Origin of the sequence: Allobosea sp. TAB14, from assembly GCF_052113865.1 — a bacterium.
Classification (GTDB): Bacteria; Pseudomonadota; Alphaproteobacteria; order Rhizobiales; family Beijerinckiaceae; genus Allobosea; species Allobosea spartocytisi.
In genome coordinates this window covers 1-23,813 of the sequence record NZ_JBFRDQ010000114.1, presented here as the reverse complement: position 1 = coordinate 23,813, position 23,813 = coordinate 1, and the positions used below count along the sequence as shown (strand labels likewise).

Below are 23,813 nucleotides of genomic sequence, written 5' to 3'. Positions count from 1 at the left end.
GCAGGATCTGGACGATGACATTCGGGCGGTTGTCGCGCGAGCCGAAGAACATGCCGAAGGTGACGAGCGAGGAGATCGCACCGGCGAAGGTCGCGGTGATCGTCATGGTCAGCGTGTCGTGGTTCTTGATATGCGCGAGCTCATGCGCCATCACGCCGGCCAGTTCCTCATAGGTCAGCGTGCGCAGGATGCCGGTCGTCGCCGCGACGGCCGCGTTCTCGGGATTGCGGCCGGTGGCGAAGGCGTTGGGCTGGTCCTCCTGGATCAGATAGACCCGCGGCATCGGCATGTTGGCGCGGGCGGCGAGGTCGCGGACCATGCCATAGAGTTCGGGCGCGCTGCGCTCATSGACCTCCTGGGCATGATGGGCGGCGAGGGCCAGCCGGTCGGAATTCCAGTAACTGAAGAGATTGGTGCCGGCGGCGAAGATCAGCGCGATCAGCATGCCGCTGCTCCCGCCCAGCAGGTAGCCGACGCTGAGAAACAGCGCGGTCAAACCCGCCATCAGCATGCCGGTCCTGACGTAGTTCATCGTATTCCCTTCGCTTGCCGGTACGAAAAAAGGGCGGATTACCCTCGCGATTGCCGGTTTCCTGCCCTATGTGGTGGGCATCGGCCCGATCCTGCAAGTCCGGGCCAAGAGCATTTTCGAGCGAAGTGGACGCCGGTTCGCGTGAAAAAAAATGCGAAAGGCAAAAACGTGGAGATGTTCCGCATGCCGGAAAAAGCCAGCGATGCCACGCCCGCACCCGCCGTGACGGAGAAGGTGCTCTCGCCGGCGGCCAAGCGCGCTCTGGCCGAGGCCGAGGCACGCCGCGCGGCCATCGATGCCCATGCCGCCGAAGTCGCCGGCCAGCGCGAGGTCAACGGGCGCGGTGGGCTTGAGCCGGTGCGCTACGACGACTGGGAGGTGAAGGGCATCGCCAGCGATTTCTGAGACGAAACCGTGAAAGGGAATGTCTGTCGTCTCAATCGGCGCGAAGCTGATAGACGGCGTTGCCGTTCAGGAATGCCGAACCCCGGTTCACCGAGCCGTCCCTCTGAAACATGACGTTCAGGTTTTCCATGAGGCAACTCGTGCCCGAGAAGCTCGCGGTGAGCACCGAGCATTCCCGCGCCGCCTGGCTGTAAAGTGTTTTTCTTGCCTTTTCGGTGGCTGCCAGGTCTCCGGTTTCGCCATCGATCTCAATGCGAAAGTTGACGTTGATTCGTGTGGGCTGTCCGCGTCCGACCGACTGAGCGGCAAGGGGTGAGCTGGGGTTCGGCGTTTGCGCCCAAACGTCGAGATTCTGCACGAGATAGCATGAGGCCGCTATGATGAGCGTGAGAAACAGTTTCGGCTTCATGGCACCTTCCTCTCGAACGCATCTCTTCTAGCAGCGTCGATACGAAAACCTCATGACTTCACGGCGTTATGGTTTATGTCGGGTCCGTTTGCAGGTGGCGGCGATTGCCAACTGCTTTCGGCTGCCAGAGGGAGGCAGCCAATAGGAGCCGATCATGACGAACGATGACAAGCGGCTCGCCGCCCTGCGCCGCCTTCTGGCGGAGGCGCATGACAAGCTCGGGCTGAAGCTCGGCTTCCGGCTTTGGGACGGCAGTTCGGTGCCCGCCTCCTGGCCTGCCGACGGGCTCGCCATCGCCATCGCCGATGCCGGCGTTCCGGCCGCCCTGATCCGCAAGCCCAAGCTCGACACGCTCCTCAACCTGCATGTCACCGACCGCATCTCGATCCGGAACGGCTCGATCTTCGATCTTGCGGCGGCCCGGCCTGACGGCAAGGTGGGCAGGCTCGCGCGCAACATCCCGAAGAGCGCGATCTTCGACGTGGTGCGCCGCTTCATCTTCGCGCCCGGCAAGGCGGCCGAGGCCGTCGATCATCGCAAGGGCGACGAGATCGCGCGCGACGGGGCCCCGGCGACCAACAAGGCCAAYATCGCCTATCACTACGACGTCTCGAATGATTTCTACCGGCTCTTCCTTGACGAGGAGATGGTCTACACCTGCGCCTATTTCACCGAGGACCATGGCGACCTCGCGCGGGCCCAGCGCGACAAGCTCGACATGATCTGCCGGAAGCTGCGCCTGAAGCCCGGTGACCGCTTCCTCGACATCGGCTGCGGCTGGGGCGCGCTGGTCTGTCATGCCGCGCGCTACTACGGCGTCGAGGCCCATGGCGTGACGCTGGCCGAGGAGCAGCTCGCCTTGGCGCGCGAGAAGGTCGAGAAGCTCGGGCTTCAGGGCAAGGTCACGCTCCATCTCAAGGACTTCACCCAGATGGAGGGGGAATTCGACAAGATCTCCTCGATCGGCATGTTCGAGCATGTCGGCATCCGCAATCACCCGTCCTATTTCCGGGCGGTGAACCGGCTGCTGCGGCCGCGCGGGCTTTATCTGCATCACTGCATCTCGCGCCGGGCCAAGAAGACCGAGAAGGCCTTCAACAAGATGCCGGCGGAGTATCGCGCGCTGGTGCGCTACATCTTCCCCGGCGGCGAGCTCGACCATCTCGGTATGTCGATCGCCAATCTCGAGCGCCATGGCTTCGAGGTCCATGATGTCGAGGGCTGGCGCGAGCACTACCAGCGCACGACGCGGCTGTGGTGGGAGCGGCTCGACGCCAACAAGGAGAGGGCGGAGGCCGAGATCGGCCCGGAGCGGACGCGGATGTGGCTGCTCTATCTCGCCGGCTGCTCGCTCGCCTTCGAGCGCGGCGGCGCGCTGGTCAACCAGACGCTGGTCTCGAAGCGGCGCAAGGGACCGTCCGGCCTGCCGTTGACGCGCGCGGACCTCTATGGCGGCGGCCCGGAAAGCGGAGCCCGCTCCCCGGAACGATCCGATGCGGTGACAAGCGCGTAGATCACCGCCACCCGCGTCCGGCAGGGCGCGCCGCGATCTTTCGCGATGGATCGGACGGAATGGGCAAGCCTGCGCAAGGCCGGCACATCCCGCCGGCCGCATCGCTTGCCCTGGGGGAAGATCCCCGGCGATGCCGGGGACGGCGCCGGCCTATTTCTTGATGAAGAGGTCGAGCTTTCCGTGGTGCTCGGCCAGCAGGTAGTAGAAGGTCAGGCGGGATTTGGTCCGGTCTTCCTTCATCTGCTCGCAGACGGCCTTGATCGAGCCRTCGAGATCGCCGGATTTCAGCCCGAGCTTCTTCTTCAGGAAGTTCTCGCGAACGCGGTCGAGTTCGGCCGGGTCGGAGCAGGCGACATAGCGCGTGTCGGGCTTGCCCATGACCAGCGCATAGGATTTGGCCATCCCGGCGAAGGCGGCCTCGTTCAGCGGCTTCTTGGCAAACTTCTTCACGTCAGCGAGGTGATCCATACGGGTAGCCCCTTATCTGGCCCGGCTCTTGCTCGAGCGAGCTTCGTGTCGCAGGACGAAGCTAACGTGCTTTTTTGCCGCAGGCGAGGGAAATGGCGTCGGCCGATCTTTCGCCTTTCGGCCAGTTCACTGCGGCAAAGGCGTGCATCCGGCATATGGCAGTCCTGCCGGTGGCGGGCTTGAGCGGATGCCGCGGAAATGTTGCGATGCGGTATTGTCTGGAGTCGATCGATGAAACCCACTCTCCTCATGGTGCCGCGGCTGCCGGCGGCGTTCATCGACCGACTCCGTGAAAGCTATACGCTGCTGGGTCCGATGGAGCATTCGACGCCGGAGGCGCTCCCGGAGGGGGCGGAGCAGGTCGAGGCGCTGCTCACCATCGRGACCCTGCGCACCGACGCCGCTCTCATGGCCGCCCTGCCGAAGCTCAGGCTGGTCTGTTGCTACGGCACCGGCATCGAGGGTGTCGACCGCGCGCATGCCAAGGCGCGCGGGATTGCGCTCGGCAATGCCGGAGACGCCAATGCCACCGGCGTGGCGGAATTCGCCATGGGGCTGCTGCTCGCCACGGCACGGCAGATTCCGCAGAGCGACCGTTACGTCCGGGCCGGGCGCTGGCAGGGCAATGCGGTCGAGCGCATGGCTCCGGTGCCGGGGCTGGCCGGGCGCAAGCTCGGCATCTACGGGCTGGGCGCGATCGGCAGCCGCATCGCGCGCCGCGCCGCGGGCTTCGAGATGGAGATCGGCTATCACAACCGCAGCCGGCGCGCCGACATGCCCTATCACTACCATGACAGTCTGCTCGGCCTCGCCGAATGGGCGGATGTCCTCGTCGTGTCGGCCCGCGCCGGCGCCGAGAACCGGCATGCCGTGAACGCGGCGGTGCTGAAGGCGCTGGGGCCGCGCGGACATCTGGTCAACATCTCGCGCGGCATCGCGGTCGACGAGGACGCCTTGTGCGCGGCGCTGGAGACGGGCGTGATCGCAGGCGCGGGGCTCGATGTCTTCGAGAACGAGCCGCATGTCTCCGACAGGCTGAAGGCGCTCGACAATGTCGTGCTGACGCCGCATATCGCGGCCGCCTCGGAATCGGCGCAGGCGGCGCAGCAGGAAACCATGCTCGGCAATCTGCGGGCCTTCTTCGCCGGCAAGCCGCTGGTTTCGCCCGTCGCGCTCTGATCCCGCGAGCCGGGCCTGAGGGGCCCGGCGCCTTCGGCATAACTCCTCAGGGCAGGACGACGACCGGCGTGCCCATCTGCACGCGGGCATAGAGGTCGATCACATCGCCATTATGCATGCGAAAGCAGCCATAGGAGGCGGCGCTGCCGATCGTCGTCGGCATGTTGGTGCCGTGGATGGCGTATTGGCCGCCGGGGCCGAGGCCGATGACGCGCGCGCCCATCGGGTTGCGCGGCGAGCCGCCGGGAATGACGTCCGGCAGGCGGGGATTGTCGCGCTTCACCTCGGCGGGCGGGCTCCAGGCCGGGTCGACCTGCAGCTCCTCGACATATTTGACGCCACGCCATTGCTTGCCGGCCTTGCCGACCGCGATGGTGTAGCGGATGGCCTCGCCCGGGGCGACGACGTAATAGAGCCGGCGCTCGCCAGTGCGGATCACGATGGTGCCGGGCTGATAGCGGGCTTCACGCATCTCGACGACCTCGCGGGCCGCGGCGGGCGATGGCAGCCACAAGGCCGAAAGGGCGAGCCCCGCGACGGCGAAGCCCGCGGCCGCAACCTGTCTCGACATGGTCCGATCTCCGGTTGAACAGATCGGAAGCCATCGCGCCGCAGCCGTGAACCGGCGGTTGAGCAATATGGTGAAGGCGGATCCTCGCGCGATTCACCATGAATCCGGGGTGAATCGGCGGAAATGCCAGCTCAGGCCGTCGGCCGGCCGCGATGCTGCTGCGGCAACAGGAAGGGCAGGCCCGGCGCGGGGGCGCGGCTCAGCGAAAGATCGACGCGGAAGACCTGATGCAGCAGGGCGTCGTCGAGGGTCTGGGCCGGGGGGCCCTGCGCGATGATCCGGCCGCGATCCATCACGACGAGATGATCGGCATAGGTCACGGCGAGGTTGAGGTCGTGCAGCACGATCAGCACGGCGACGCCGCGTGCGGCGATGCTGCGGGCCATGTCGAGCAGTGCGAGCTGGTGGCAGAGGTCGAGGCTCGCGATCGGCTCGTCGAGGAAGAGCACCTGCCGCTCGGCGACGCTGCGCCCGGCTTCGAGCTGGCAGAGCACGCGGGCGAACTGCACGCGCTGCTGCTCGCCGCCGGAGAGGGTCTGGTAGCGCCGGCCCGCAAGGTCGAGCACGCCGGCGGCGGCGAGGGCTTCCGCGACGACAGCCTCGCGCCGCTGGCGCGTCAGCGCCCGGCCGATGCCGTCGACGCCGAGCTGCGCGACCTCGTAGACGCTGAAGGGGAAGGCGAGGCGGGCATGCTGCGCCATGACCGAGCGCTGGCAGGCTAGGCGCCAGGCCGGAACCGTCTCGAGCGGCTCGCCGGCGATCTCGATCCGCCCTCCGGCCGGCTTGATCTCGCCGGTCAGGAGCTTGAGCAGGGTCGATTTTCCGGCGCCGTTCGGGCCGATCAGGATCGTGGTCGTGCCGCCGGCGAGCTCCAGGGAGGCCTCGGCGACGAGCCGACGGCCGCCCGCGAGGAAGCTGATCTCGCGGCCGGAGAGGATCGGTCCCGACTCAGACATCGATGAGGCTCGTGCGGCGCAGCAGCAGCCAGAGGAAGAAGGGCGCGCCGATCGTGGCAGTGACGATGCCGATCGGCAATTCGGCCGGCGCCACGATCAGGCGCGCGACGATGTCGGCGCCGACCAGCAGCATCGCGCCGCCCAGCGCCGAAAGCGGCAGAAGCAGGCGATGATCCGGGCCGACCGAGAGCCGGATCAGATGCGGCACGACGATGCCGACGAAGCCGATCAGTCCGGCCGAGGCGACGCTGGCGCCGACCGCGAGTGCGACCAGCAGGATCGCCAGCGCCTTGATGCGCTGGACGGGTATGCCGAGGTGATAGGCCTCGGCCTCGCCGAGCATCAGGCCGTTCAGCCCGCGCGCCAGCAGCGGCATCAGCAACAGCAGCGGCAGCACGATCGGTGCCACCGCCGAGAGCTTCGTCCAGCTCGCGCCGCCGAGGCTGCCGAGCGACCAGAAGGTCAGGTCGCGCAATTGCCGGTCGTCCGAGATGAAGGCGAGAAGGCCGGTCAGCGCGCCGGAGAGGGCGCCGAGCGCGACGCCGGCGAGCAGCATGGTGGCGACCGAGGTGCGCCCGCCGCGCGTGGCGATGAGATAGAGCGCGAGCGTCGCGCCAAGCCCGCCGCAGAAGGCGCCCAAAGGCAGGGCCGCGAAGGGCAGCTTCATCATCGTGCCGGCCATGAAACGGTCGCCGAGAACGATGGTCGCCGCCGCGGCGAGCGCCGCGCCGCTCGAGACGCCGACGAGGCCGGGATCGGCCAGGGGATTGCGGAACAGCCCCTGCATCAAGGCACCGGAAACCGCGAGGCCCGCGCCGACGAGCAGGCCGAGCAGCACGCGCGGCAGGCGGATGTTGAGGACCACGAGGACGTCGCGCCCGTCCAGGAGCGAGGCATCGCCGGTCAGTTTCGCCATGAGGATCTCGGCGACCCGGCCCGGCGGGATCGCGATGGCGCCCTGGCCGATCGCGACGATGGCGAGCAGCAGGCAGGCCAGCGCAAGCCCGACGACGGCGATGAGCCCGACGCGCCGCCGGCCGGCGGCGAGCGTTGCCAAAGCATTGGCGGCCATGGCCGGGACGGGCGCGGCGAGGGTCACGGGGCGGCGGCCGTCTTCAGCGGCGGGATGGCGGCTTCCGGATAGATCGCCGCCATGAGATCGCGCGCCGCCATTGGCGTGCGCGGGCCGAAGCCGAGCAGATAGAGGCCGTCCATATGGACCAGGCGCTTCGTCGCGGCGGCCGGCGTCTGCGCGAAGGCCGGCATGGCGAAGAGCTCTTCGGGCGTGGTGTTGTGGGCGCTGCTGTTGCGCATCATCAGGACCATGTCGGGCGCCGCGGCGGCGATGGCCTCCTCGGTCATCGGCTTGTAGCCTTCGATGGCGCTCGCGACGTTGAGGCCGCCGGCCAGCGCGATGATCGCGTCGGCCGAGCTGTTGCGGCCGCCGACGAGGGCGCGCCCGTTCTGCAGCGAAAGCACGAAGAGAATACGCTTCTTCGTCGCCAGCTTGGCGCGCAGCCTGGCCAGCTCCTCGAAGCGCGCCGTCGTCTGCGCGGCGAGGCGCCGGGCCGTCTCGCCGGCGCCGACCGCCGCGCCGATCGCGTCGATCTTGGTGGCGACGCCTTCCGGCGTCAGGCCGTCGGCGATGCGGGCGATCCTCACGCCGGACTCGGTCAGCAGCGAGACGGCGTCGGGCGGGCCCGCTCCATCGATCAGCATGACCAGCGACGGCTTCAGCGAGAGCACGCCCTCGGCCGAGAGGGCACGGACATAGCCGATGTTCGGCTTGTCCTTCAGCGCCTCCGGCGGGAACTGGCTGGTCGAATCGACGCCGACGATGCGCTCCTGCAGGCCGAGCGCATAGAGCACCTCGGTGATCACGCCGCCGGCGACGACGATCTTGTCGGGGTTTTGCGCCAGGGCCGGCATCGTCCAGCCCGCCGGCCAGAGGCCGCTCGCCAGGAGTGCGAGGCCGATGGCGGCCGCGAGGCGGCGGCTCGGCTGCGGGGAGCGTGCGGAAACCGTTGGGACCTGTGTGCCGGACATGGATGCGACTCCTCCTGGAATGCCAGGCTCTTCGCTGCCGCCGTCGAACATCTGTCGATGCCGCAGTTTAAAATCGTTCCAGTCAAGTAAGTGCTAGTTTTTAGTAATTCAAAACAAGCATTGCCCTCGACCGTTATTGACGCAGATATTAGGCTTTACTAGAAACGGTCAAGGGCAACGCGCCAAGCGGTGTCGGTTTCGCCCGCGGCATCGTGCTGCGCGGTTGGATCACGACATCGCGAGGACATTCGCGCCGGCGCCCATGTTCGGCCGGTCACGGCCCTTTCAGTGCAGGATCATCCGATGTTCATCGCCATGAATCGCTTCAAGGTCGTCAAGGGCGAGGAGGCCGCCTTCGAGACGGTCTGGTCCTCGCGCAAGAGCCGGCTCGACGAAATGCCGGGCTTCCTCGCCTTCCACCTGCTGAAGGGGCCGGAGAAGGARGACCAYACSCTCTATTCCTCGCACACGACMTGGGCCKCGAAGGAGGATTTCRYSGCCTGGACGAAGTCSGASCARTTCCGYGARTCRCAYCGCAATGCCGGCCAGCCCCGCGAGAAGCCGGTCTTCCTCGGCCATCCCGAGTTCGAAGGGTTCGAGACCGTGCTGAGCGAGATCAATCCGCATCAGCCCCGCCAGGCGGCCGAGTGAGGTCTGCGCGATGACGACGGCGGAGGTTGCGAGCCGCGACCCGATCGAACATGCCCGCGCTTTGCTCGCGGCAAAGCCCGACGGGCTGATCGAGGCGATCGCGCGCGAGGCGGGTGTCTCGACCCGCACGGCGCTGGAGCTGCTGCCGGCCGGGCAGCGGCTGTTCGTGGCGCCCGAGCGCTTCGAGGCGCTGTGGCAGGAGCTGGCGAGCTGGGGAACGGTGCTGTTCCTGATGCACACGCCCGACATCGTCTTGGAGGTCGAGGGCGCGCTGCCGGTCGGCAGCTTCGGCCATGGCTACTACAATATCCATGGCGACAGCCCGATCGGCGGACATATCAAGGCCGAGAATTGCCGCGCGATCTATCTCGTCGACCGCGCGACCGCGCAGGGCCGGCGGGCCTGCTCGGTCCAGTTCTTCAATGCGGCGGGCGAGGTGATGTTCAAGATCTTCGTGCGACGAGATGCCAGTCGCGCTTTGCTGCCGGATCAGCTAAACCGGTTCGAGGCCCTGAAGGCGAGCTTCGTCTGAGCTGCGGCAGGGGCAGGATGCGTTTCCTGCATCATGCCCCGCGCGGGCGAGCGGCCTGCACCGACGCTCAGCGATGAAAGCTGTTTACAAGTTGTTAACCATACTGGCGCAGCGTTGCCACCTGAGAGCCGTGATCTCCTAATGCCGGCGGACCGGGTCCATCAGGACGGGCGCACCGACGACAGCGAGGACGGCTTGCCCGATGTTCCAACCCTGGATGTCGATATGGCCGCGCATGTCGTCATGGAACGGGCGACCTTTCCCCCGAGCCGGCCTTCGCTGGCCCTGGCCGCCGGACGCCGCTTCGTGGCGGAGCGCGCGCCGATCCTGCGCTCCAGCTTCGGTTCGGCCATCCTGCTCGGCCTGCGCTTCGTCCAGGCCCGACTGATCTCGGTCTGGGGGCTGATCGTCGCGGCGGCGCTGTGCCCGCCGAGCGTCTTCGCGGCTTTCGCCGTCTTTTCCGCTGCCGCGAATTTCGTCTCGACCGCCTCGCTGCTGCGGCTCGAGGCCGTGTTCTTCCGGAGCAACGATACGGCCCGGCTGGGCCTGGCCTTTCGCCTTGCCGCCGCGGTCGGCACCGCATTCCTCGGTCTGACGGTGCTCGTGCTGATCGGTCTCGCGCTGGCGGGCTGGGTGGCGCCGGCCGTCGCCTTTTTCTTCTTCGTCTCGCTGGCCGCGCGCTCTGTCCTGCGCCTGATCTGGGCGGAGGCGACCGCGGAAGGGGATTTCCGTGCCATCGGCAACAGCAATGTGGTGCAGGCGGTTGTCCAGCCGGTGATCATGCTGGTGCTGATCGGCCTCTTCGGGCCGAAGGCGCTGGCGCTTTTCATGGCGGATGCCGGCGGTCATGTCCTGGCGACCCTCTATCTGCTGCGCCGCCGCCATGCGGCGCTGCGGCCGCTGGTCCAGCCGCGATTGTGGAACAGCGGCAGCCTGATCGCGGCGGCCTGGCGCTGGCGCGATGCGCCGCGGGCGCTGCTGCCCTCCGCCCTGCTGGCCTATGGCTTCAGCATCGCGCCGATCCTGGCGCTGCCCTACGCCTCCAATGCGCTGCTGGCGGCCCATGTCGCGCTCGCGATGCGGCTGCTCGAGATGCCGAGCCAGATGTTCGGCACCGTCTCCACCCCGCTCGTGCTCAACGGGCTGCGCAGCTATGTCGGCAAGCGCAGGCGCTTCTGGATCAGGCTGATGACGCTCGGCCTGATCGCTGCGGCGGGCGCTCTGTTCGCCGCCGTCGGCCTTGGCGCCCATGTCGCCGACAGCTTCATCGAGGGAACGAAATGGGCCGGTGTCGGCGCGGTGATCGCCATCATGAGCCTGTTCTACGGCGGGATCACGCTGGTCGGGCCTTTGCAGGAGGTCGCGACCCTGTCACGCCAACCATATCCAGTTTACCTGGACGCGGATGGGGGGCGCTCTTGCCCTGCCGCGTGCGGCGCGTTGAGCAGGTCTACTCGCGCCGGATCAGGCGGTCGGCGATCAGCGAAGACAGAAAGCCCGTCTTGAAGTCTCTCTCGAGCGCCTCGGGRTCGTAGMTSSKCKCGRCCCAGTCGAGGAAGGCGATGCCCTTGGCCTCGCCCTCGCGGCGATAGGCCTCGAAGAAGGCATCGAGGATACCGGTCTTGGCGAAACGGAAATGGCCGTAGCGCAGCGAGAGCTGGCGCATCGCCTCGTCGAGCGGGCGGYYTTCATGSAYCAGCAGATAGAGCGCCGAGAARAASCCMGCCCGGTCCGCGCCSGATTTGCARTGSACCAGCGCCGGCTCTTCGAGGCTCGCGAAGAAGGCCTCGGCGCCGAGGATCGTCTCCCGGTCGGGCGCGCCGCGTGAGCGCAGCACGAAATCGACGAGCGCGATGCCGTGACGCTCGCAGGCTTCCTTCTGGAGCGGCCAGGAGCCGTGCTCGCGCCCGCCGCGCAGGTTGACGATGGTCTTCACGCCCTTGCGGGCGAAGGCCGCGATCTGGCCGGGCGCAGGCTGGGCCGAGCGCCAGAGACGCGGCGTCACGCGATGGGCGTTGAGATAGGCGAGGCGGAAGACGCCGTGGTCGACCAGCAGCATGTTGGCCCAGGCGCGCAGGCGCGCGGCCCGGCCTTCGATCGGCCGGTCCCAGCGGGCGATGCGGGCCATGCGGCGGGCATAGCGCTCTTCGTCGGGGCGCAAGCGGCTTAGCACGGCCTGGTCTCGGGGCTGTTCATGACGGGCCGGATAGCAGTGACGGCAACCATGCGCAAATCGTCTGATGGCTTGTCCTGCCGGAAGGGGTTGGACTTTTTGCYGCGAACTTGCATAAGGCCCGGCGAAATATCCAAGCGACAGGTTCCCTCATGCGCATCGACGCCATCTCCATCGGCAAGAACCCGCCTGACGAAGTGAATGTCCTGATCGAGGTGGCGATCGGGGGCGAGCCGATCAAGTACGAGATGGACAAGGAGGCCGGCACGCTCTTCGTCGACCGCTTCCTCTATACGCCGATGCGCTATCCCGGCAATTACGGCTTCATCCCGCACACGCTGTCGGAGGATGGCGACCCTTGCGACGTGCTGGTCGCCAATACCCGCCCGCTGGTGCCGGGCTCCTACATCGCGGTCAGGCCGATCGGCGTGATGCTGATGGAAGACGAGGGCGGCGGCGACGAGAAGATCATCGCCGTTCCCGTGCCGAAGCTGACCAAGCGCTACGAGAACGTCCACGACTACACCGATTTGCCGAAGATCACCCTCGACCAGATCCAGCACTTCTTCGAGCACTACAAGGACCTGGAGCCCGGGAAATGGGTGAAGCTCAAGGGCTGGGGCGACGCCGCCATGGCCAAGAAGCTGATCGTCGAGGCGATCGAGCGGGCCAAGGCCGCGAAGGCGTAAGGTCCAGGCGCGCCATGCTCGGGCTTGGCCCGAGCATCCTGGAAAGCAGTGCCTTCTCGTCCTGAGATTCCCGGTTCCGCGCAAAGTACGGCCCGGGAATGACGGCCACTCAGGCGGCGGCGATCGCCTCCGCCAGCGCCACGGTGCGGCGGGCCATCTCGGCATGCAGCAATTCGACCATGCGGCCGTCGAGCTGGATCGCGCCTTTGCCGGCGTTCTCCGGCAGATCGAAGGCGGCGATGATGGCCCGTGCACGGGCGAGCTCCGCCTCGTCCGGCGCGAAGACCGTATTCGCCGGCCCGACCTGCGAGGGGTGGATCAGGGTCTTGCCGTCGAAGCCGAGATCGCGCGCCTGCTCGCATTCGGCGCGGAAGCCGGCCTCGTCCTTGATGTCGTTGTAGACGCCGTCGAGGATGTCGATGCCATGGGCGCGGGCGGCCAGCAGCGCGCTCGTCAGCCAGGGCAGCATCGTCGCCCGGCCCGGCACGAAGCGGGCGCGGGTCTCCTTGGCGAGATCATTCGTGCCCATGACGAAGCAGGCGAGCCGCGTGGCAGGGTCGCGCGCGGCCCGTGCGATGCGCTCGACGTCGAGGATCGCGAGCGGGGTCTCGATCATCGCCCAGACCGCGATGGCGGAATCGGCCCGAAGACCATCGAGCCGGCTGGCGATCTCGTGCAGTTCATCCGGCGCCGAGACCTTCGGGACCAGGATCGCCTGCGGCCTGGCCTCCGCTGCGGCAGCCAGGTCGTCCGCGAACCAGGGCGTGCCGGCGCCGTTGACGCGGATCACCAGCTCGCGCCGGCCATAGCCGCCCGCCTTCACGGCGGCGCAGACTTGCTCGCGCGCCGTTGCCTTGGCGTCGGGGGCGACGGCATCCTCCAGGTCGAGGATCAGGACGTCGGCCGCGATCTCACGCGCCTTTTCCAGCGCGCGGGCGTTCGAGCCCGGCATATAAAGGGCGCTGCGGCGGGGGCGGATCGCGGTCATCGTCTCTCCTGACACGGCCGGCTTGTGCTGCGCCGCACAGTAGACCAACGCGGATGCGATGCCAGCGCTGCGAAAGGCGGAGGGAACGGGCATGGCATGGCTGGCCGGTGTGGATGGCTGCAAGGCGGGTTGGATCGCGGCCATCGCTTTCGCCGAAGGGCCGGCGGCGCCGATCATCCGTGTGGTGCCGCGCTTCGCCGATCTGTTCGCCGGCGAGATCGGGCCCGATATCGTCGCGGTCGACATGCCGATCGGTCTGCCGGATCAGGTGACGGGTTCCGGGCGCGGACCGGAGCAGGCGGTGCGGGCGCTGCTGGGCGATAGGCAGTCCTCGGTTTTTTCGATTCCGGCGCGCCGTGCTGTCGAAGCGTCCGATTATCGAGAGGCTTGCGCGTTGGCGCTCGCGGCGTCCGATCCGCCCCGCAAGGTCTCGAAGCAGGGCTTTCACCTCTTCCCGAAGATCCGGGAGATCGATGCCTTGCTGCGCGCGGAGGTGGAATGGCGCGAGCGCGTCTTCGAAGTCCATCCCGAGCTCGCCTTCCGAATGATGAAGGGCGTGCCGCTCGCCCATCCGAAGAAGGTCAAGGGGGTCATCAATCCGCCCGGCATGGCCGAGCGGCGGGGACTGCTCAGGGACGCCGGCATCGCAGCCGAGGCGCTCTCGGCGCGGCCTCCGCGCGGCGCGGCGGCGGACGATCTCCTCGATGCGCTGGCGGCGCTGGTCGTCGCCCGGCACATTGCCGCCGGGCGCGGAAAGCCCTTTCCCGATCCGCCGGGGCGCGATAGCCACGGGCTTCCCATCGCGATCTGGACGTTCTCGTCCCGGGCGCCGTCATCACAGGATCGAGCCATGAGCGAACGCCCCGTCACCCGTCCGATGATCGAGGAAGCGGCCGCCCGCATCGCCGGCCATGCCCGGATCACGCCTGTCATGCGGCTGGGCCGCGGCGCTCTCGGCTCGGCCGCGGATCTCTCGCTCAAGCTCGAATGCCTGCAGCATGCCGGCTCGTTCAAGACGCGCGGCGCCTTCAACAACCTGCTCTCGCTGGCGGTGCCGGCTGCGGGCGTCTCGGCGGCCTCGGGCGGCAATCACGGCGCGGCGGTGGCCTATGCCGCGATGAAACGTGGGGTGAAGGCGACGATCTTCGTGCCCGAGATCTCGCCCGCCGCCAAGATCGAGGCGATCAAGCGCTTCGGTGCCGAGGTCGTGGTCGGCGGCGCGCAATATGACGATGCCCAGGCGGCCTGCGACCGTTTCGTCGCGGAAACCGGCGCGCTCAAGATCCATCCCTTCGCGGCGAAGGAGACCGTCACCGGCCAGGGCACGCTCGGCCGTGAATGGGATCTGCAGGAACCCGATCTCGACACCGTTCTCGTCGCGGTCGGCGGTGGCGGACTGATCTCGGGCATTGCGAGCTGGTTTGCCGGCAGCAAGGTCAGGGTCGTCGGCGTCGAACCGGAAGGCTCGCGCGCCTTGCAGGCGGCGCTGGAGGCGAAGGGGCCGGCCGAGGTCAAGGTCGCCTCCGTCGCCGCCGATTCGCTCGGCGCGCGCAATGTCGGCCAGCTCGTCTACGATGTCTGCAAGGACACGGTCGACCATGTCGCGCTGGTGGCTGACGCAGCCATCACGGCGGCGCAGGCGGCGCTGTGGCGCGATTTCCGTCTCGCGGTGGAGCCCGGCGGCGCGGCGGCCTTCGGCGCGCTGATCAGCGGCGCCTACAAGCCCGCCAAGGGCGAGCGGCTCGGCGTGCTCGTCTGCGGCGCGAATGTCGATCTGGCGAAGCTCGCGACGATCGCGGGGTGATCGAAGGGTGTCATTCTCGGGTGCCGCGCAGCGGCGACCCGAGAATCTCGCGACGCGTGGGGGCTTCTCCTTCACGAGATGCCCGGGTCAAGCCCGAGCATGACGCTCGACCTGTCTTCAGGGCTGGACGCAGAGCTTCGTTGCAACGCAAACTCGCCTCCCATCAGGAGGCAACGCATGACCGGCGCGACGATCAAGACCAGTTCCGGCCGCTTTTTCGAGGATTTCCACCTCGGAGACGTCATCGTCCATGCGACGCCGCGCACGGTCACGGCGGGCGACGTCGCGCTTTACACGGCGCTCTACGGCCCGCGCTTCGCCGTGCAATCCTCCGAGGCCTTCGCCCGCGCCATCGGCTATCCGGCGGCGCCGGTCGACGATCTGCTCGTCTTCCACATCGTCTTCGGCAAGACGGTGCCGGATATCTCTTTGAATGCCGTTGCCAATCTCGGCTATGCCGACGGGCGCTTCCTCAAGCCCGTCTTCGTCGGCGACACGCTTTCGACGACCTCCGAGGTCATCGGGCTGAAACAGGCCTCGGCCGGCGATGCCGGCATCGTCTATGTCCGCTCCATCGGCCGCAACCAGCATGGCGACATCGTGCTGAGCTATGCGCGCTGGGTGCTGGTGCGCAAGCGCCAGCCGGGCACGCCCGCCCATGCCGAGCAGGTGCCGGAGCTGGCCAAGGCCGTCCTGCCGGACGTGTTGGGCGAGGGCTGTCCGCCGCTCGATCTCGCCGGCCATGACGATGCGCTGGCCGGTTCGCGCTTCCGCTGGGGCGATTATGCGGTGGGCGAGAAGATCGACCATGTCGACGGCATGACCGTCGAGGAGGCCGAGCATCAGCTCGCCACGCGGCTCTACCAGAACACGGCGCGGGTGCATTTCGACGCCCATGCCGCGCAGGGCAGCCGCTTCGGCAAGAGGCTGATCTATGGCGGCCATGTCATCAGCCTCGCCCGCGCCCTCTCGTTCAACGGGCTCGGCAACGCCTTTCACATCGCCGCGATCAATGGCGGGCGCCATGTCGCGCCGCTGTTCGCGGGGGATACCGTCTATGCCTGGAGCGAGGTTCTGGCATGCGCGGAGCTGCCGGGGCGCAGCGATGTCGGCGCGCTCAGGCTCCGGCTCGTCGCCACCAAGAATCTGCCGTGCGCGGCCCATCCGCTCAAGGAAGGCGAGCAATATGCGCCCGGCGTGATCCTCGATTTCGACTATTGGGCGCTGCTGCCGCGGTAAGCTTTCGATAAGAAAATGACGAATTTCAGAATCTGTAACTTTGCTTCGCGCCTGCCGCATTGCAGCGTCGTGCCGGTTTCGTTACAGAGCGGGTCACTCTAGAATGATCCCAAATGGGTCCGTTCCTTCCGACGGGCCGCTTGATCGGAGAATGATATTGGCCGAGGTCAAGCCCGCGGCTCGTCCGCTTTCGCCCCACCTGCAGATCTATCGCTGGTCCTGGACGATGGCGATGTCCGTCGCCCATCGCGTCACCGGCACGGGGCTCTATCTCGGCACGGTGCTGATCGCCGCCTGGCTGGTCGCCGCTGCGTCGGGGCCCGCCGCCTTCGATACGGCCCAGGTGATTGCCGGCTCCTTCCTCGGCCGGCTCGTCCTCTTCCTCTACAGCTTCTCGCTGATCCACCACATGGTCGGGGGCTTGAGGCATTTCGTCTGGGACATGGGCAAGGGCTATGAGCCCGAAACCCGGATGAACATGGCGAAGTTCTCGCTCGTCGCCTCGGTGAGCTTGACGGTCCTGGTCTGGATCGCCGCCCTGGTCCTGCGCTGAGGAGCCCGCTCATGCTGTCCAATTCCTCGATGCGCACCCCGCTCGGCCGCGTTCGCGGCCTCGGCTCCGCCAAGTCCGGCACCGGCCATTTCTGGCTGCAGCGCGTCACCGCCGTTTCGAATCTGATCCTGACGATCATCTTCATCGGCATCGTCATCGCGCTGGTCGGCCGGCCCTATCCGGCGGCGGTCGCGCTGCTGTCGAACCCTCTCGTCGCGATCCTGATGCTGCTCTTCACCCTCTCGGCCTGCATCCATATGCGGCTCGGCATGCAGGTCATCATCGAGGATTACGTCCATAACGAGGGGACCAAGATCCTCGCCGTCATGGCCAACACCTTCTTCGCCATCGCGATCGGCGCCGCCAGCGTCTACGCGGTGCTGAAGCTGTCTTTTGGAGGCTGATCCGATGGCGATCACAAAATCCCGTCCGGTCCCGGCCTATACCGGCACCGCCTATCCGATCACGGACCACACCTTCGACGTCGTCGTCGTCGGCGCCGGCGGTGCGGGTCTGCGCGCCACTGTCGGCTGCTCGCAGGCCGGCCTGCGCACCGCCTGCATCACCAAGGTCTTCCCGACCCGCTCGCACACCGTCGCGGCCCAGGGCGGCGTCGCCGCCTCGCTCGGCAATATGGGCAAGGATACCTGGCAGTGGCACATGTACGACACCGTCAAGGGGTCGGACTGGCTCGGCGACCAGGACGCGATCGAATATCTCGTGCGCAACGCGCCGGCCGCCGTCTACGAGCTCGAACATTGGGGCGTGCCCTTCTCGCGCACCGAGGATGGCCGCATCTACCAGCGCCCCTTCGGCGGCATGACCACCGAATTCGGCGAGGGCCCGCCGGCCCAGCGCACCTGCGCCGCGGCCGACCGCACCGGCCACGCCATGCTGCACACGCTCTATGGCCAGGCGCTGCGCTACAACACCGAGTTCTTCATCGARTAYTTCGCCATCGACCTGATCATGGACGAGGAYGGCSWYTGCCGKGGCGTGATCGCGCTCAAGCTCGATGACGGCACGCTGCATCGCTTCCGCGCCCAGCAGACCATCCTGGCGACCGGCGGCTATGGCCGCGCCTATTTCTCCGCGACCTCGGCCCATACCTGCACCGGCGACGGCGGCGGCATGGTGCTGCGCGCCGGCCTGCCGCTGCAGGACATGGAGTTCGTGCAGTTCCACCCGACTGGCATCTACGGCTCGGGCTGCCTGATCACCGAGGGCGCGCGTGGCGAAGGCGGTTATCTCACCAACTCSGAGGGYGAGCGCTTCATGGAGCGCTAYGCCCCCWCSRYCAAGGACCTCGCCYCGCGCGACGTCGTCTCACGCTCGATGACGATGGAGATCCGGGCCGGGCGCGGCGTGGGCAAGACCAAGGACCACATCTACCTGCATCTCGACCATCTCGACCCGAAGATCCTGCATGAGCGCCTGCCCGGCATCTCCGAGAGCGCCAAGATCTTCGCCGGCGTCGAYGTCACCCGCGAGCCGATCCCGGTYCTGCCGACCGTCCACTACAACATGGGCGGCATCCCGACGAACTTCCACGGCGAGGTGCTGACCAAGGTCGGCGGCGATCCGGATACGGTCGTTCCCGGCCTGATGGCGCTCGGCGAGGCGGCCTGCGTCTCGGTGCATGGCGCCAACCGCCTCGGCTCGAACTCGCTGATCGACCTCGTCGTCTTCGGCCGCGCGGCCGGTCTGCGCTGCGCCGAGACGGTCACGGCCGGCGAGAAGCAGCCGGAATTGCCGAAGGGCTCCTCCGACCTCGCTCTCACCCGCCTCGACAAGTACCGCAATGCTGCCGGCGGCACGCCGACCGCGGTGCTGCGCGACAAGATGCAGCGGACGATGCAGGACAACTGCGCCGTCTACCGCACCGGCGAGACGCTGGAAGAGGGCCACAAGCTCATCCACGAGGTCTGGGGCGGCATCGCCGATGTTGGCACGAAGGACCGCTCGCTGATCTGGAACTCGGACCTGATCGAGACGCTGGAATTCGACAACCTGATCACCCAGGCGGTCGTGACCATGGACTCGGCGCTGAACCGGCCGGAAAGCCGCGGCGCCCATGCCCGCGAGGATTATCCGAACCGCGACGACAAGGACTGGATGAAGCACACCCTGTCCTGGATCGACGACGAGAAGCGGACCGTCACGCTCGACGACCGCCCGGTGCACACCTACACGATGTCCAACGACATCGAGTACATCAAGCCCAAGGCACGGGTGTACTGAGGACGATCTGATGGCTGAATTCAATCTTCCGAAGAACTCCCGCCTGACTGAAGGCAAGGCCTGGYCGAAGCCGGCCGGCGCCAAGAACGTCACCGAGTTCAAGATTTATCGCTGGAACCCGGACRATACCGCCAATCCGCGCACCGATACCTATTATGTCGACCGCGACGATTGCGGGCCGATGGTTCTCGATGCGCTGATCTGGATCAAGAACAAGGTCGACCCGACCCTGACCTTCCGCCGCTCCTGCCGCGAGGGCATCTGCGGTTCCTGCGCCATGAACATGGACGGCAAGAACGGCTTGGCCTGCACCACCGGCATCGACGAGTGCGGCGGCACCGGCAAGAATGCGGGCCGGGTCGCGATCTACCCGCTGCCGCATATGCCGGTGGTCAAGGACCTCGTGCCCGACCTGACGCGCTTCTACGCTCAGCACGCCTCGATCGAGCCCTGGCTGAAGACGACGACGCCGGCTCCCGAGAAGGAGTGGCGCCAGGCCAAGGACGACCGCGAGAAGCTGGACGGCCTCTACGAGTGCATCCTGTGCGCCTGCTGCTCGACCTCCTGCCCGAGCTATTGGTGGAACGGCGACCGCTATCTCGGCCCGGCCGCGCTGCTGCAGGCCTATCGCTGGCTGATCGACTCGCGCGACGAGGCGACCGGCGAACGGCTCGACAATCTGGAAGATCCCTTCCGGCTCTATCGCTGCCACACCATCATGAACTGCGCGAATGCCTGCCCGAAGGGCCTGAACCCGGCCAAGGCGATCGCCGAGGTCAAGAAGATGATGGTGGCGCGCCAGGTCTGAGCCGGCGCGATCGGCTGCGCTTCCGGTGCTTCGATCAACGCCAGCCTCTGGGCTGGCGTTTTTCGTTGGTGTTGTCCGCGTGTCGCTAATGGAAAGCGCGGGGTACCCTTCTCTCATCCGGGAGAGGGGTTCCCAGCGCCCATTTCGATGGGTCTCTGAAGCCGACCTCAGCCGATATACCGCCCCGGCCGGAACGGCTTCGGATCGGCCGGCGGCGTCTCGCCGCAGACCATGGCTGCGATCATCTCGCCGGTGATCGGGCCAGTCGAGAAGCCGATATGCTGGTTGCCGAAGGCGAGCCAGAGGCCGGGATTACCAGGCGCCTCGCCAATCATCGGCAGTGAATCCGGCAAGGTGGGCCGCGCCCCGCGCCAGGTTTCGCCGGCAACGGCGCCGAGCGGAAAGGCCTCGCGCGCAGCCTCCGTCACGCTGTCGATCTGGCGGTGCGCGTCGGGCGCGTCGCGGAAGGACAGGTCGACACCGCTGGTGACGCGATAGCCCTGCTCCATCGGCGCCATGAAATAAGCGGCGTCGACATCGTAGATCGGCCGCGACAAGGTCGCGCGGGCTTCGGGCTTCAGGTGGCGGTGGTAGCCGCGCTCGACATCGAGCCTGGGGTCGAGGCCGAGCGGTTTCAGCAGATCGCCGCTCCAGGGGCCGAGCGCCACCACGGCGATCCCGGCCTCGAAGGTGCCCTTGTCGGTTGCGGCGCGCCAGCCGGCGTCTTGACGGGTGAGCGCCTTCACCTCGGCCTGCACGATCTGCCCGCCGCGGCCGGCGAAGAGCGCGGCATAGGCGGCGGTGACGGCGCCGGGGGAATCGACCGAGGCGTTGGAGGGGATGAGCAGGCCGGCTCGAAAGATCGGGTTCAGATGCGGCTCGACGGCGGAGATGCCCTGCCGGTCGAGGAGCCGCGAGGCGATGCCGTGGCGCTTGAGGAAATGATGCTCGGCCTGCGCGGCGGCATGGCCGGCTTCGCTGCGCCAGAGCTTGAGCGTGCCGTTCTCGCGCAGGCGATGCGCCACGCCGGCCTCGGCCATCAGGGCGCGGTGGCGCTCGACCGTGCTGGCGGTGATGGAATCGAGCGCGGCGATGCGGGCGGCCGCCTGGGAGGGGCGGCCTTCCCAGAGGAAGCGCAGCAGCCAGCCCGGTCGCGTCAGGGCGCGACGCCAACTCAGATTGAGCGCCGGGTGGCCGTTACCGAGATAGCTGGCCAGCTTGCCGTAGAGCGAGGGGTTGTTGAGCGGTGCGATCGAGGAGCGGGCGAGCACCCCGGCGTTGCCATAGGAGGTTTCGCGCCCCGGCTCCTTGCGGTCGATGAGCGTCACGGTGAAGCCGCGCTTCTGCAAGGCGAGCGCGCAGGAGACGCCGACCATGCCGGCGCCGAGGACGAGAGCTGTACGAGTCACGCGGTTGCCGTTCCGGCTTCCGCCGGCTCCTTCAGCCAATGGTCGAGGAAGGCGTCGAGCCAGAGGCGGATCGCCGGGTCGTGCTGGAACCAGCCAGGCACATGGGTGTGGCCGAGCTGTGCGCCCGGCATCAGGGTGCGCTCATAGCCGCGCACCGACCAGCGATACATCATCGCGGGCGTGACCTCGGGGTGGAACTGGATGCCGTAGACGCGCGAGGCGGCGCGGATCGCCTGGGTCGGGAAATCGCCGCCGGTGGCGAGGCATTCGGCGCCGCGCGGGCAATCGAAGCCGTCGCGGTGCCATTGATAGACGGTGCCGGGCCAGACGAAGCCGGCCGTCTCGGCATGGGCCTTTCCAGCCTCGGTGATGGAGAGCGGGTAATAGCCGACCTCGGCGCGACCTTCGCCATGGGTGTAGACCTGCGCGCCCATCTGCTTCGCCAGCATCTGCGCGCCGAGGCAGATGCCGAGGAAAGGCGCGTCCTCCTTCAGGCAGGTGCCGATCCAGTCGATCTCGGCCTTGACGAAATCCTCGGGATCATTGGCCCCCATCGGGCCGCCGAAGATCACTGCCCCGGCATGGTCGCGCATGGTCGCGGGGAGCGAATCGCCGAAGCGCGGCTTGCGGATGTCGAGCGCATGGCCACGCGCCTGCAGCAGCCGGCCGACGCGGCCGGGCGTGGAATGCTCCTGATGCAGCACGATCAGCACCGGCCTGGGAGCCGAGGGCGGGCGCCGGGTGGCGGCAGGCGGGCGGGTGCGTCCGGCCAGACGAGGAGGAAAGGCGTGGTCGTTCATCACCGACTTCAGGCTCGCTGGCGCGCGGCCGGGATTGAGAGGGACGCGTGAAACCATGACGGATCACCGCAGGATGAAGTTCCAGACGGAACGAAGCAAGCAAATTTTGAGCCGCCATGTTGCATGCCGACTTCGGACGCACGCCACGCTTTGCAGGGAAATCCGGCTCGCCTGTGGCGGGGAGGCTCTCCTTGACGCGGCCACAATTGGCTGCGATGGGAATGAACGTTCATTCTCATTATCGCGCGGTCCATGTCGCAGCATCTCGCCCCAGCCTTGCCCGAAAGCCCGCTTTCGGAGCGCCATATCCGCATCCTCGACGCCGCCGAAGGGGTCTTCGCGCGCAGCGGATTCCATGTGGCCACGATGCAGGACGTGGCGGCGGAAGCCGGCATGAGCCCGGGCAATCTCTACCGCTACTTCAATTCCAAGGACGCGATCATCGCCGGCATGGCCGAGYGCGACCGCAGCACGATCGCCGCGGATTTCGCCGGGCTTTGCCCGAGCAAGGGGTCGCTGCTCGACCAGCTCGAGGAGATCGGGCGCAAGCATCTCGTCCGGCAGCCGCGCGAAAAGGCGGTGATCGCGCTGCAGATCTGGGCCGAGGCCGCGCGTAACGAGCAGATGGCCAGCATGTGCGCTGACATCGAGGGATCCCTGATGGAGGGGCTCATCGCCGCGATCTCCGAGGCGAAGCGCAACGGCGAATTGCCGGCGACCCTCGACGAGCAGAGCTTCCTGCTGGCGATCTCGATGATGGCAGACGGCTTTTTCTGCCGCCGCGGTATCGAGCCCCATTTCGACGCCGAGGCCGGCGCCGACGTTCTGTTCAGAAGCATGCGCATGCTCGCCCGCACCATGCTCCTCCCCGAAATCGAGACGCAGCCGTGATGCGGCGCGCGCTCTCCCATCCGCACTTGCCGCGCCTCCGCCGCGCCGCCGCAACAGGGTCGTTCCCGATGAGCCTTCTCTCCCCAGCCCTGCACCTGATGCTTCCGGCGGTGCTGCTTGCGGCGACTGCCGCCGTGCCGGCACGCGCGCAGGCGCCCGCGGCCAGCTCCCAGGCGCCGGCGGCCCATCCTCAGGCACCGGCAACCGGTCCATCCGTCACCGTCACCCATGCCAAGACGACCGAGATCGTCCAGAGCGTCCTCGTCTCGGGGTCGATGATCGCGCGCGACGAGGTTCTGGTCTCGCCTGAGGTCGACGGGCTGTCGATCATCGCCATTCTCGCCGAGGAAGGCGACAAGGTCGTCAAGGGGCAGGTGCTGGCGCGGCTGGACCGCACGATGCTCGATGTGCAGAAGACGCAGAACGACGCGCAGATCGCCCGCGCCGAGGCCGCCATAGCTCAGGCCAATGCCCAGATCGCCGAGGCCGACGCCAATCTGGTGCAGGCCAACAACGCCTTCGATCGCACCAAGGCGCTGCGCGACAGCGGCAATGCCAGCGCCGAGACCTTCGACCAGCGCTCCGCCGCGGCGCGCTCGGCTCAGGCCCGGGCCAGTTCCGCCCGCGAGGCGCTCGCCATCGCCACCGCCGATCGCGCCCTGGCGCGGGCGCAGGGCAACGACATCGCCGTCCGTCTGGCGCGGACCGAGATCAAGGCGCCGCAGGCCGGCATGATCAGCCGTCGCACCGCCAAGCTCGGCGCGACGGCGAGCATGCTGCCGAGTTCGGAACCGCTGTTCCGGATCATCGCGAACGGCGCCGTCGAGCTGGAGGCGCAGGTCGCCGAGGTCGATATCCCGGCGCTGACGCTGGGCCAGCCGGTCGCGGTCACGCCGGCCGGCGCCAAGGAAGCGCTCAAGGGCACGATCCGCCTGATCTCCCCGGAGGTCGACAAG

At 67.6% G+C, this 23,813-nt stretch carries 25 protein-coding genes and 1 pseudogene; 15 read left to right on the top strand and 11 right to left on the bottom strand.

Annotated features, from left to right (window positions below):
• A partial coding sequence (locus AB4Y99_RS17515) for a M48 family metalloprotease (protein ID WP_441524208.1) occupies positions 1 to 532 on the bottom strand: 532 nt, incomplete at its 3' end.
• A gap of 183 nt (positions 533 to 715) precedes the next feature.
• On the opposite strand from AB4Y99_RS17515, the gene AB4Y99_RS17510 reads away from it, so the two are divergent.
• Positions 716 to 937, top strand: coding sequence for a DUF1674 domain-containing protein (locus AB4Y99_RS17510; RefSeq protein ID WP_133561012.1), 222 nt, complete (start codon positions 716 to 718; stop codon positions 935 to 937).
• 31 nt (positions 938 to 968) lie between these two features.
• On the opposite strand, the gene AB4Y99_RS17505 is transcribed toward AB4Y99_RS17510, so the two are convergent.
• Positions 969 to 1,346, bottom strand: a complete 378-nt coding sequence (locus AB4Y99_RS17505; RefSeq protein WP_191124205.1) for a hypothetical protein — start codon at positions 1,344 to 1,346, stop codon at positions 969 to 971.
• A 154-nt stretch (positions 1,347 to 1,500) separates the two neighbouring features.
• Between AB4Y99_RS17505 and AB4Y99_RS17500 the strand changes: the two genes are divergently transcribed.
• A complete protein-coding gene (locus AB4Y99_RS17500; RefSeq protein ID WP_441524207.1) occupies positions 1,501 to 2,859 on the top strand; it encodes a class I SAM-dependent methyltransferase in 1,359 nt (452 codons plus the stop codon).
• Between the two features lie 150 nt (positions 2,860 to 3,009).
• Here AB4Y99_RS17500 and AB4Y99_RS17495 read toward each other — a convergent pair whose 3' ends face one another.
• On the bottom strand, positions 3,010 to 3,327 hold the full coding sequence (locus AB4Y99_RS17495) for a DUF2853 family protein (RefSeq protein ID WP_038362726.1): 318 nt from the start codon (positions 3,325 to 3,327) through the stop codon (positions 3,010 to 3,012).
• Between the two features lie 231 nt (positions 3,328 to 3,558).
• Here AB4Y99_RS17495 and AB4Y99_RS17490 point away from each other — a divergent pair, with 231 nt between their 5' ends.
• Positions 3,559 to 4,506: a 2-hydroxyacid dehydrogenase gene (locus AB4Y99_RS17490; protein WP_441524206.1), complete on the top strand. Its 948-nt coding sequence runs from the start codon at positions 3,559 to 3,561 to the stop codon at positions 4,504 to 4,506.
• 46 nt (positions 4,507 to 4,552) lie between these two features.
• Here AB4Y99_RS17490 and AB4Y99_RS17485 read toward each other — a convergent pair whose 3' ends face one another.
• The 4 genes from AB4Y99_RS17485 to AB4Y99_RS17470 all read right to left on the bottom strand — a co-directional run bounded on the left by AB4Y99_RS17485 (position 4,553) and on the right by AB4Y99_RS17470 (position 8,079).
• Entirely contained in the window at positions 4,553 to 5,077 is a 525-nt protein-coding gene (locus tag AB4Y99_RS17485) for a L,D-transpeptidase (RefSeq protein WP_038362730.1), read from the bottom strand.
• Positions 5,078 to 5,208: 131 nt separating this feature from the next.
• Entirely contained in the window at positions 5,209 to 6,033 is an 825-nt protein-coding gene (locus AB4Y99_RS17480) for a heme ABC transporter ATP-binding protein (protein ID WP_112761645.1), read from the bottom strand.
• Entirely contained in the window at positions 6,026 to 7,105 is a 1,080-nt protein-coding gene (locus tag AB4Y99_RS17475; protein ID WP_441524210.1) for a FecCD family ABC transporter permease, read from the bottom strand. The genes AB4Y99_RS17480 and AB4Y99_RS17475 overlap by 8 nt, the downstream gene beginning before the upstream one ends.
• A 23-nt stretch (positions 7,106 to 7,128) precedes the next feature.
• Positions 7,129 to 8,079 carry a heme/hemin ABC transporter substrate-binding protein gene (locus AB4Y99_RS17470; protein WP_441524205.1) on the bottom strand — a complete coding sequence of 317 codons (951 nt, stop codon included), beginning with the start codon at positions 8,077 to 8,079 and terminating at the stop codon, positions 7,129 to 7,131.
• Between the two features lie 303 nt (positions 8,080 to 8,382).
• Here AB4Y99_RS17470 and hmuQ point away from each other — a divergent pair, with 303 nt between their 5' ends.
• From hmuQ to AB4Y99_RS17455, 3 genes are all read left to right on the top strand, one after another.
• Entirely contained in the window at positions 8,383 to 8,730 is a 348-nt protein-coding gene (hmuQ, locus tag AB4Y99_RS17465; RefSeq protein ID WP_441524204.1) for a heme-degrading protein HmuQ, read from the top strand.
• A gap of 10 nt (positions 8,731 to 8,740) precedes the next feature.
• On the top strand, positions 8,741 to 9,262 hold the full coding sequence (gene hutX, locus AB4Y99_RS17460; protein WP_142022762.1) for a heme utilization cystosolic carrier protein HutX: 522 nt from the start codon (positions 8,741 to 8,743) through the stop codon (positions 9,260 to 9,262).
• 141 nt (positions 9,263 to 9,403) lie between these two features.
• Complete coding sequence (locus AB4Y99_RS17455) at positions 9,404 to 10,768, top strand: hypothetical protein (RefSeq protein WP_441524203.1); 1,365 nt, start codon at positions 9,404 to 9,406, stop codon at positions 10,766 to 10,768.
• On the opposite strand, the pseudogene AB4Y99_RS17450 reads toward AB4Y99_RS17455, so the two are convergent.
• Positions 10,713 to 11,435: pseudogene (locus AB4Y99_RS17450) on the bottom strand (fused DSP-PTPase phosphatase/NAD kinase-like protein). The gene AB4Y99_RS17455 and the pseudogene AB4Y99_RS17450 overlap by 56 nt on opposite strands.
• A 152-nt stretch (positions 11,436 to 11,587) precedes the next feature.
• Between AB4Y99_RS17450 and ppa the strand changes: the two are divergent.
• Positions 11,588 to 12,124 carry an inorganic diphosphatase gene (gene ppa / locus AB4Y99_RS17445; protein WP_112761648.1) on the top strand — a complete coding sequence of 179 codons (537 nt, stop codon included), beginning with the start codon at positions 11,588 to 11,590 and terminating at the stop codon, positions 12,122 to 12,124.
• A 109-nt stretch (positions 12,125 to 12,233) separates the two neighbouring features.
• On the opposite strand, the gene AB4Y99_RS17440 is transcribed toward ppa, so the two are convergent.
• Positions 12,234 to 13,112 carry an HpcH/HpaI aldolase/citrate lyase family protein gene (locus AB4Y99_RS17440; protein ID WP_112761649.1) on the bottom strand — a complete coding sequence of 293 codons (879 nt, stop codon included), beginning with the start codon at positions 13,110 to 13,112 and terminating at the stop codon, positions 12,234 to 12,236.
• A gap of 91 nt (positions 13,113 to 13,203) precedes the next feature.
• On the opposite strand from AB4Y99_RS17440, the gene AB4Y99_RS17435 reads away from it, so the two are divergent.
• The 6 genes from AB4Y99_RS17435 (at position 13,204) to AB4Y99_RS17410 (ending at position 19,757) form a co-directional block, all read left to right on the top strand.
• The gene (locus AB4Y99_RS17435) at positions 13,204 to 14,916 is read left to right on the top strand and encodes a serine/threonine dehydratase (RefSeq protein WP_441524202.1); all 1,713 of its coding nucleotides are present in this window, start codon (positions 13,204 to 13,206) and stop codon (positions 14,914 to 14,916) included.
• A gap of 192 nt (positions 14,917 to 15,108) precedes the next feature.
• Positions 15,109 to 16,155 carry a MaoC family dehydratase gene (locus AB4Y99_RS17430; protein WP_038364000.1) on the top strand — a complete coding sequence of 349 codons (1,047 nt, stop codon included), beginning with the start codon at positions 15,109 to 15,111 and terminating at the stop codon, positions 16,153 to 16,155.
• Between the two features lie 151 nt (positions 16,156 to 16,306).
• Entirely contained in the window at positions 16,307 to 16,708 is a 402-nt protein-coding gene (gene sdhC, locus AB4Y99_RS17425; RefSeq protein ID WP_441524201.1) for a succinate dehydrogenase, cytochrome b556 subunit, read from the top strand.
• A gap of 11 nt (positions 16,709 to 16,719) precedes the next feature.
• Entirely contained in the window at positions 16,720 to 17,112 is a 393-nt protein-coding gene (gene sdhD / locus AB4Y99_RS17420; RefSeq protein ID WP_038362749.1) for a succinate dehydrogenase, hydrophobic membrane anchor protein, read from the top strand.
• Between the two features lie 4 nt (positions 17,113 to 17,116).
• Positions 17,117 to 18,949 carry a succinate dehydrogenase flavoprotein subunit gene (gene sdhA / locus AB4Y99_RS17415; protein WP_441524200.1) on the top strand — a complete coding sequence of 611 codons (1,833 nt, stop codon included), beginning with the start codon at positions 17,117 to 17,119 and terminating at the stop codon, positions 18,947 to 18,949.
• A 10-nt stretch (positions 18,950 to 18,959) separates the two neighbouring features.
• Complete coding sequence (locus tag AB4Y99_RS17410; protein WP_441524199.1) at positions 18,960 to 19,757, top strand: succinate dehydrogenase iron-sulfur subunit; 798 nt, start codon at positions 18,960 to 18,962, stop codon at positions 19,755 to 19,757.
• Between the two features lie 167 nt (positions 19,758 to 19,924).
• On the opposite strand, the gene AB4Y99_RS17405 is transcribed toward AB4Y99_RS17410, so the two are convergent.
• Both AB4Y99_RS17405 and AB4Y99_RS17400 read right to left on the bottom strand, forming a co-directional pair.
• Positions 19,925 to 21,166, bottom strand: coding sequence for an NAD(P)/FAD-dependent oxidoreductase (locus tag AB4Y99_RS17405; protein ID WP_038362755.1), 1,242 nt, complete (start codon positions 21,164 to 21,166; stop codon positions 19,925 to 19,927).
• On the bottom strand, positions 21,163 to 21,966 hold the full coding sequence (locus AB4Y99_RS17400; protein ID WP_441524209.1) for a glutamine amidotransferase: 804 nt from the start codon (positions 21,964 to 21,966) through the stop codon (positions 21,163 to 21,165). The genes AB4Y99_RS17405 and AB4Y99_RS17400 overlap by 4 nt, the downstream gene beginning before the upstream one ends.
• A gap of 252 nt (positions 21,967 to 22,218) precedes the next feature.
• Here AB4Y99_RS17400 and AB4Y99_RS17395 point away from each other — a divergent pair, with 252 nt between their 5' ends.
• Together AB4Y99_RS17395 and AB4Y99_RS17390 are read left to right on the top strand one after the other, a co-directional pair.
• The gene (locus AB4Y99_RS17395; RefSeq protein ID WP_441524198.1) at positions 22,219 to 22,857 is read left to right on the top strand and encodes a TetR/AcrR family transcriptional regulator; all 639 of its coding nucleotides are present in this window, start codon (positions 22,219 to 22,221) and stop codon (positions 22,855 to 22,857) included.
• Between the two features lie 68 nt (positions 22,858 to 22,925).
• A partial coding sequence (locus tag AB4Y99_RS17390; protein WP_441524197.1) for an efflux RND transporter periplasmic adaptor subunit occupies positions 22,926 to 23,813 on the top strand: 888 nt, incomplete at its 3' end.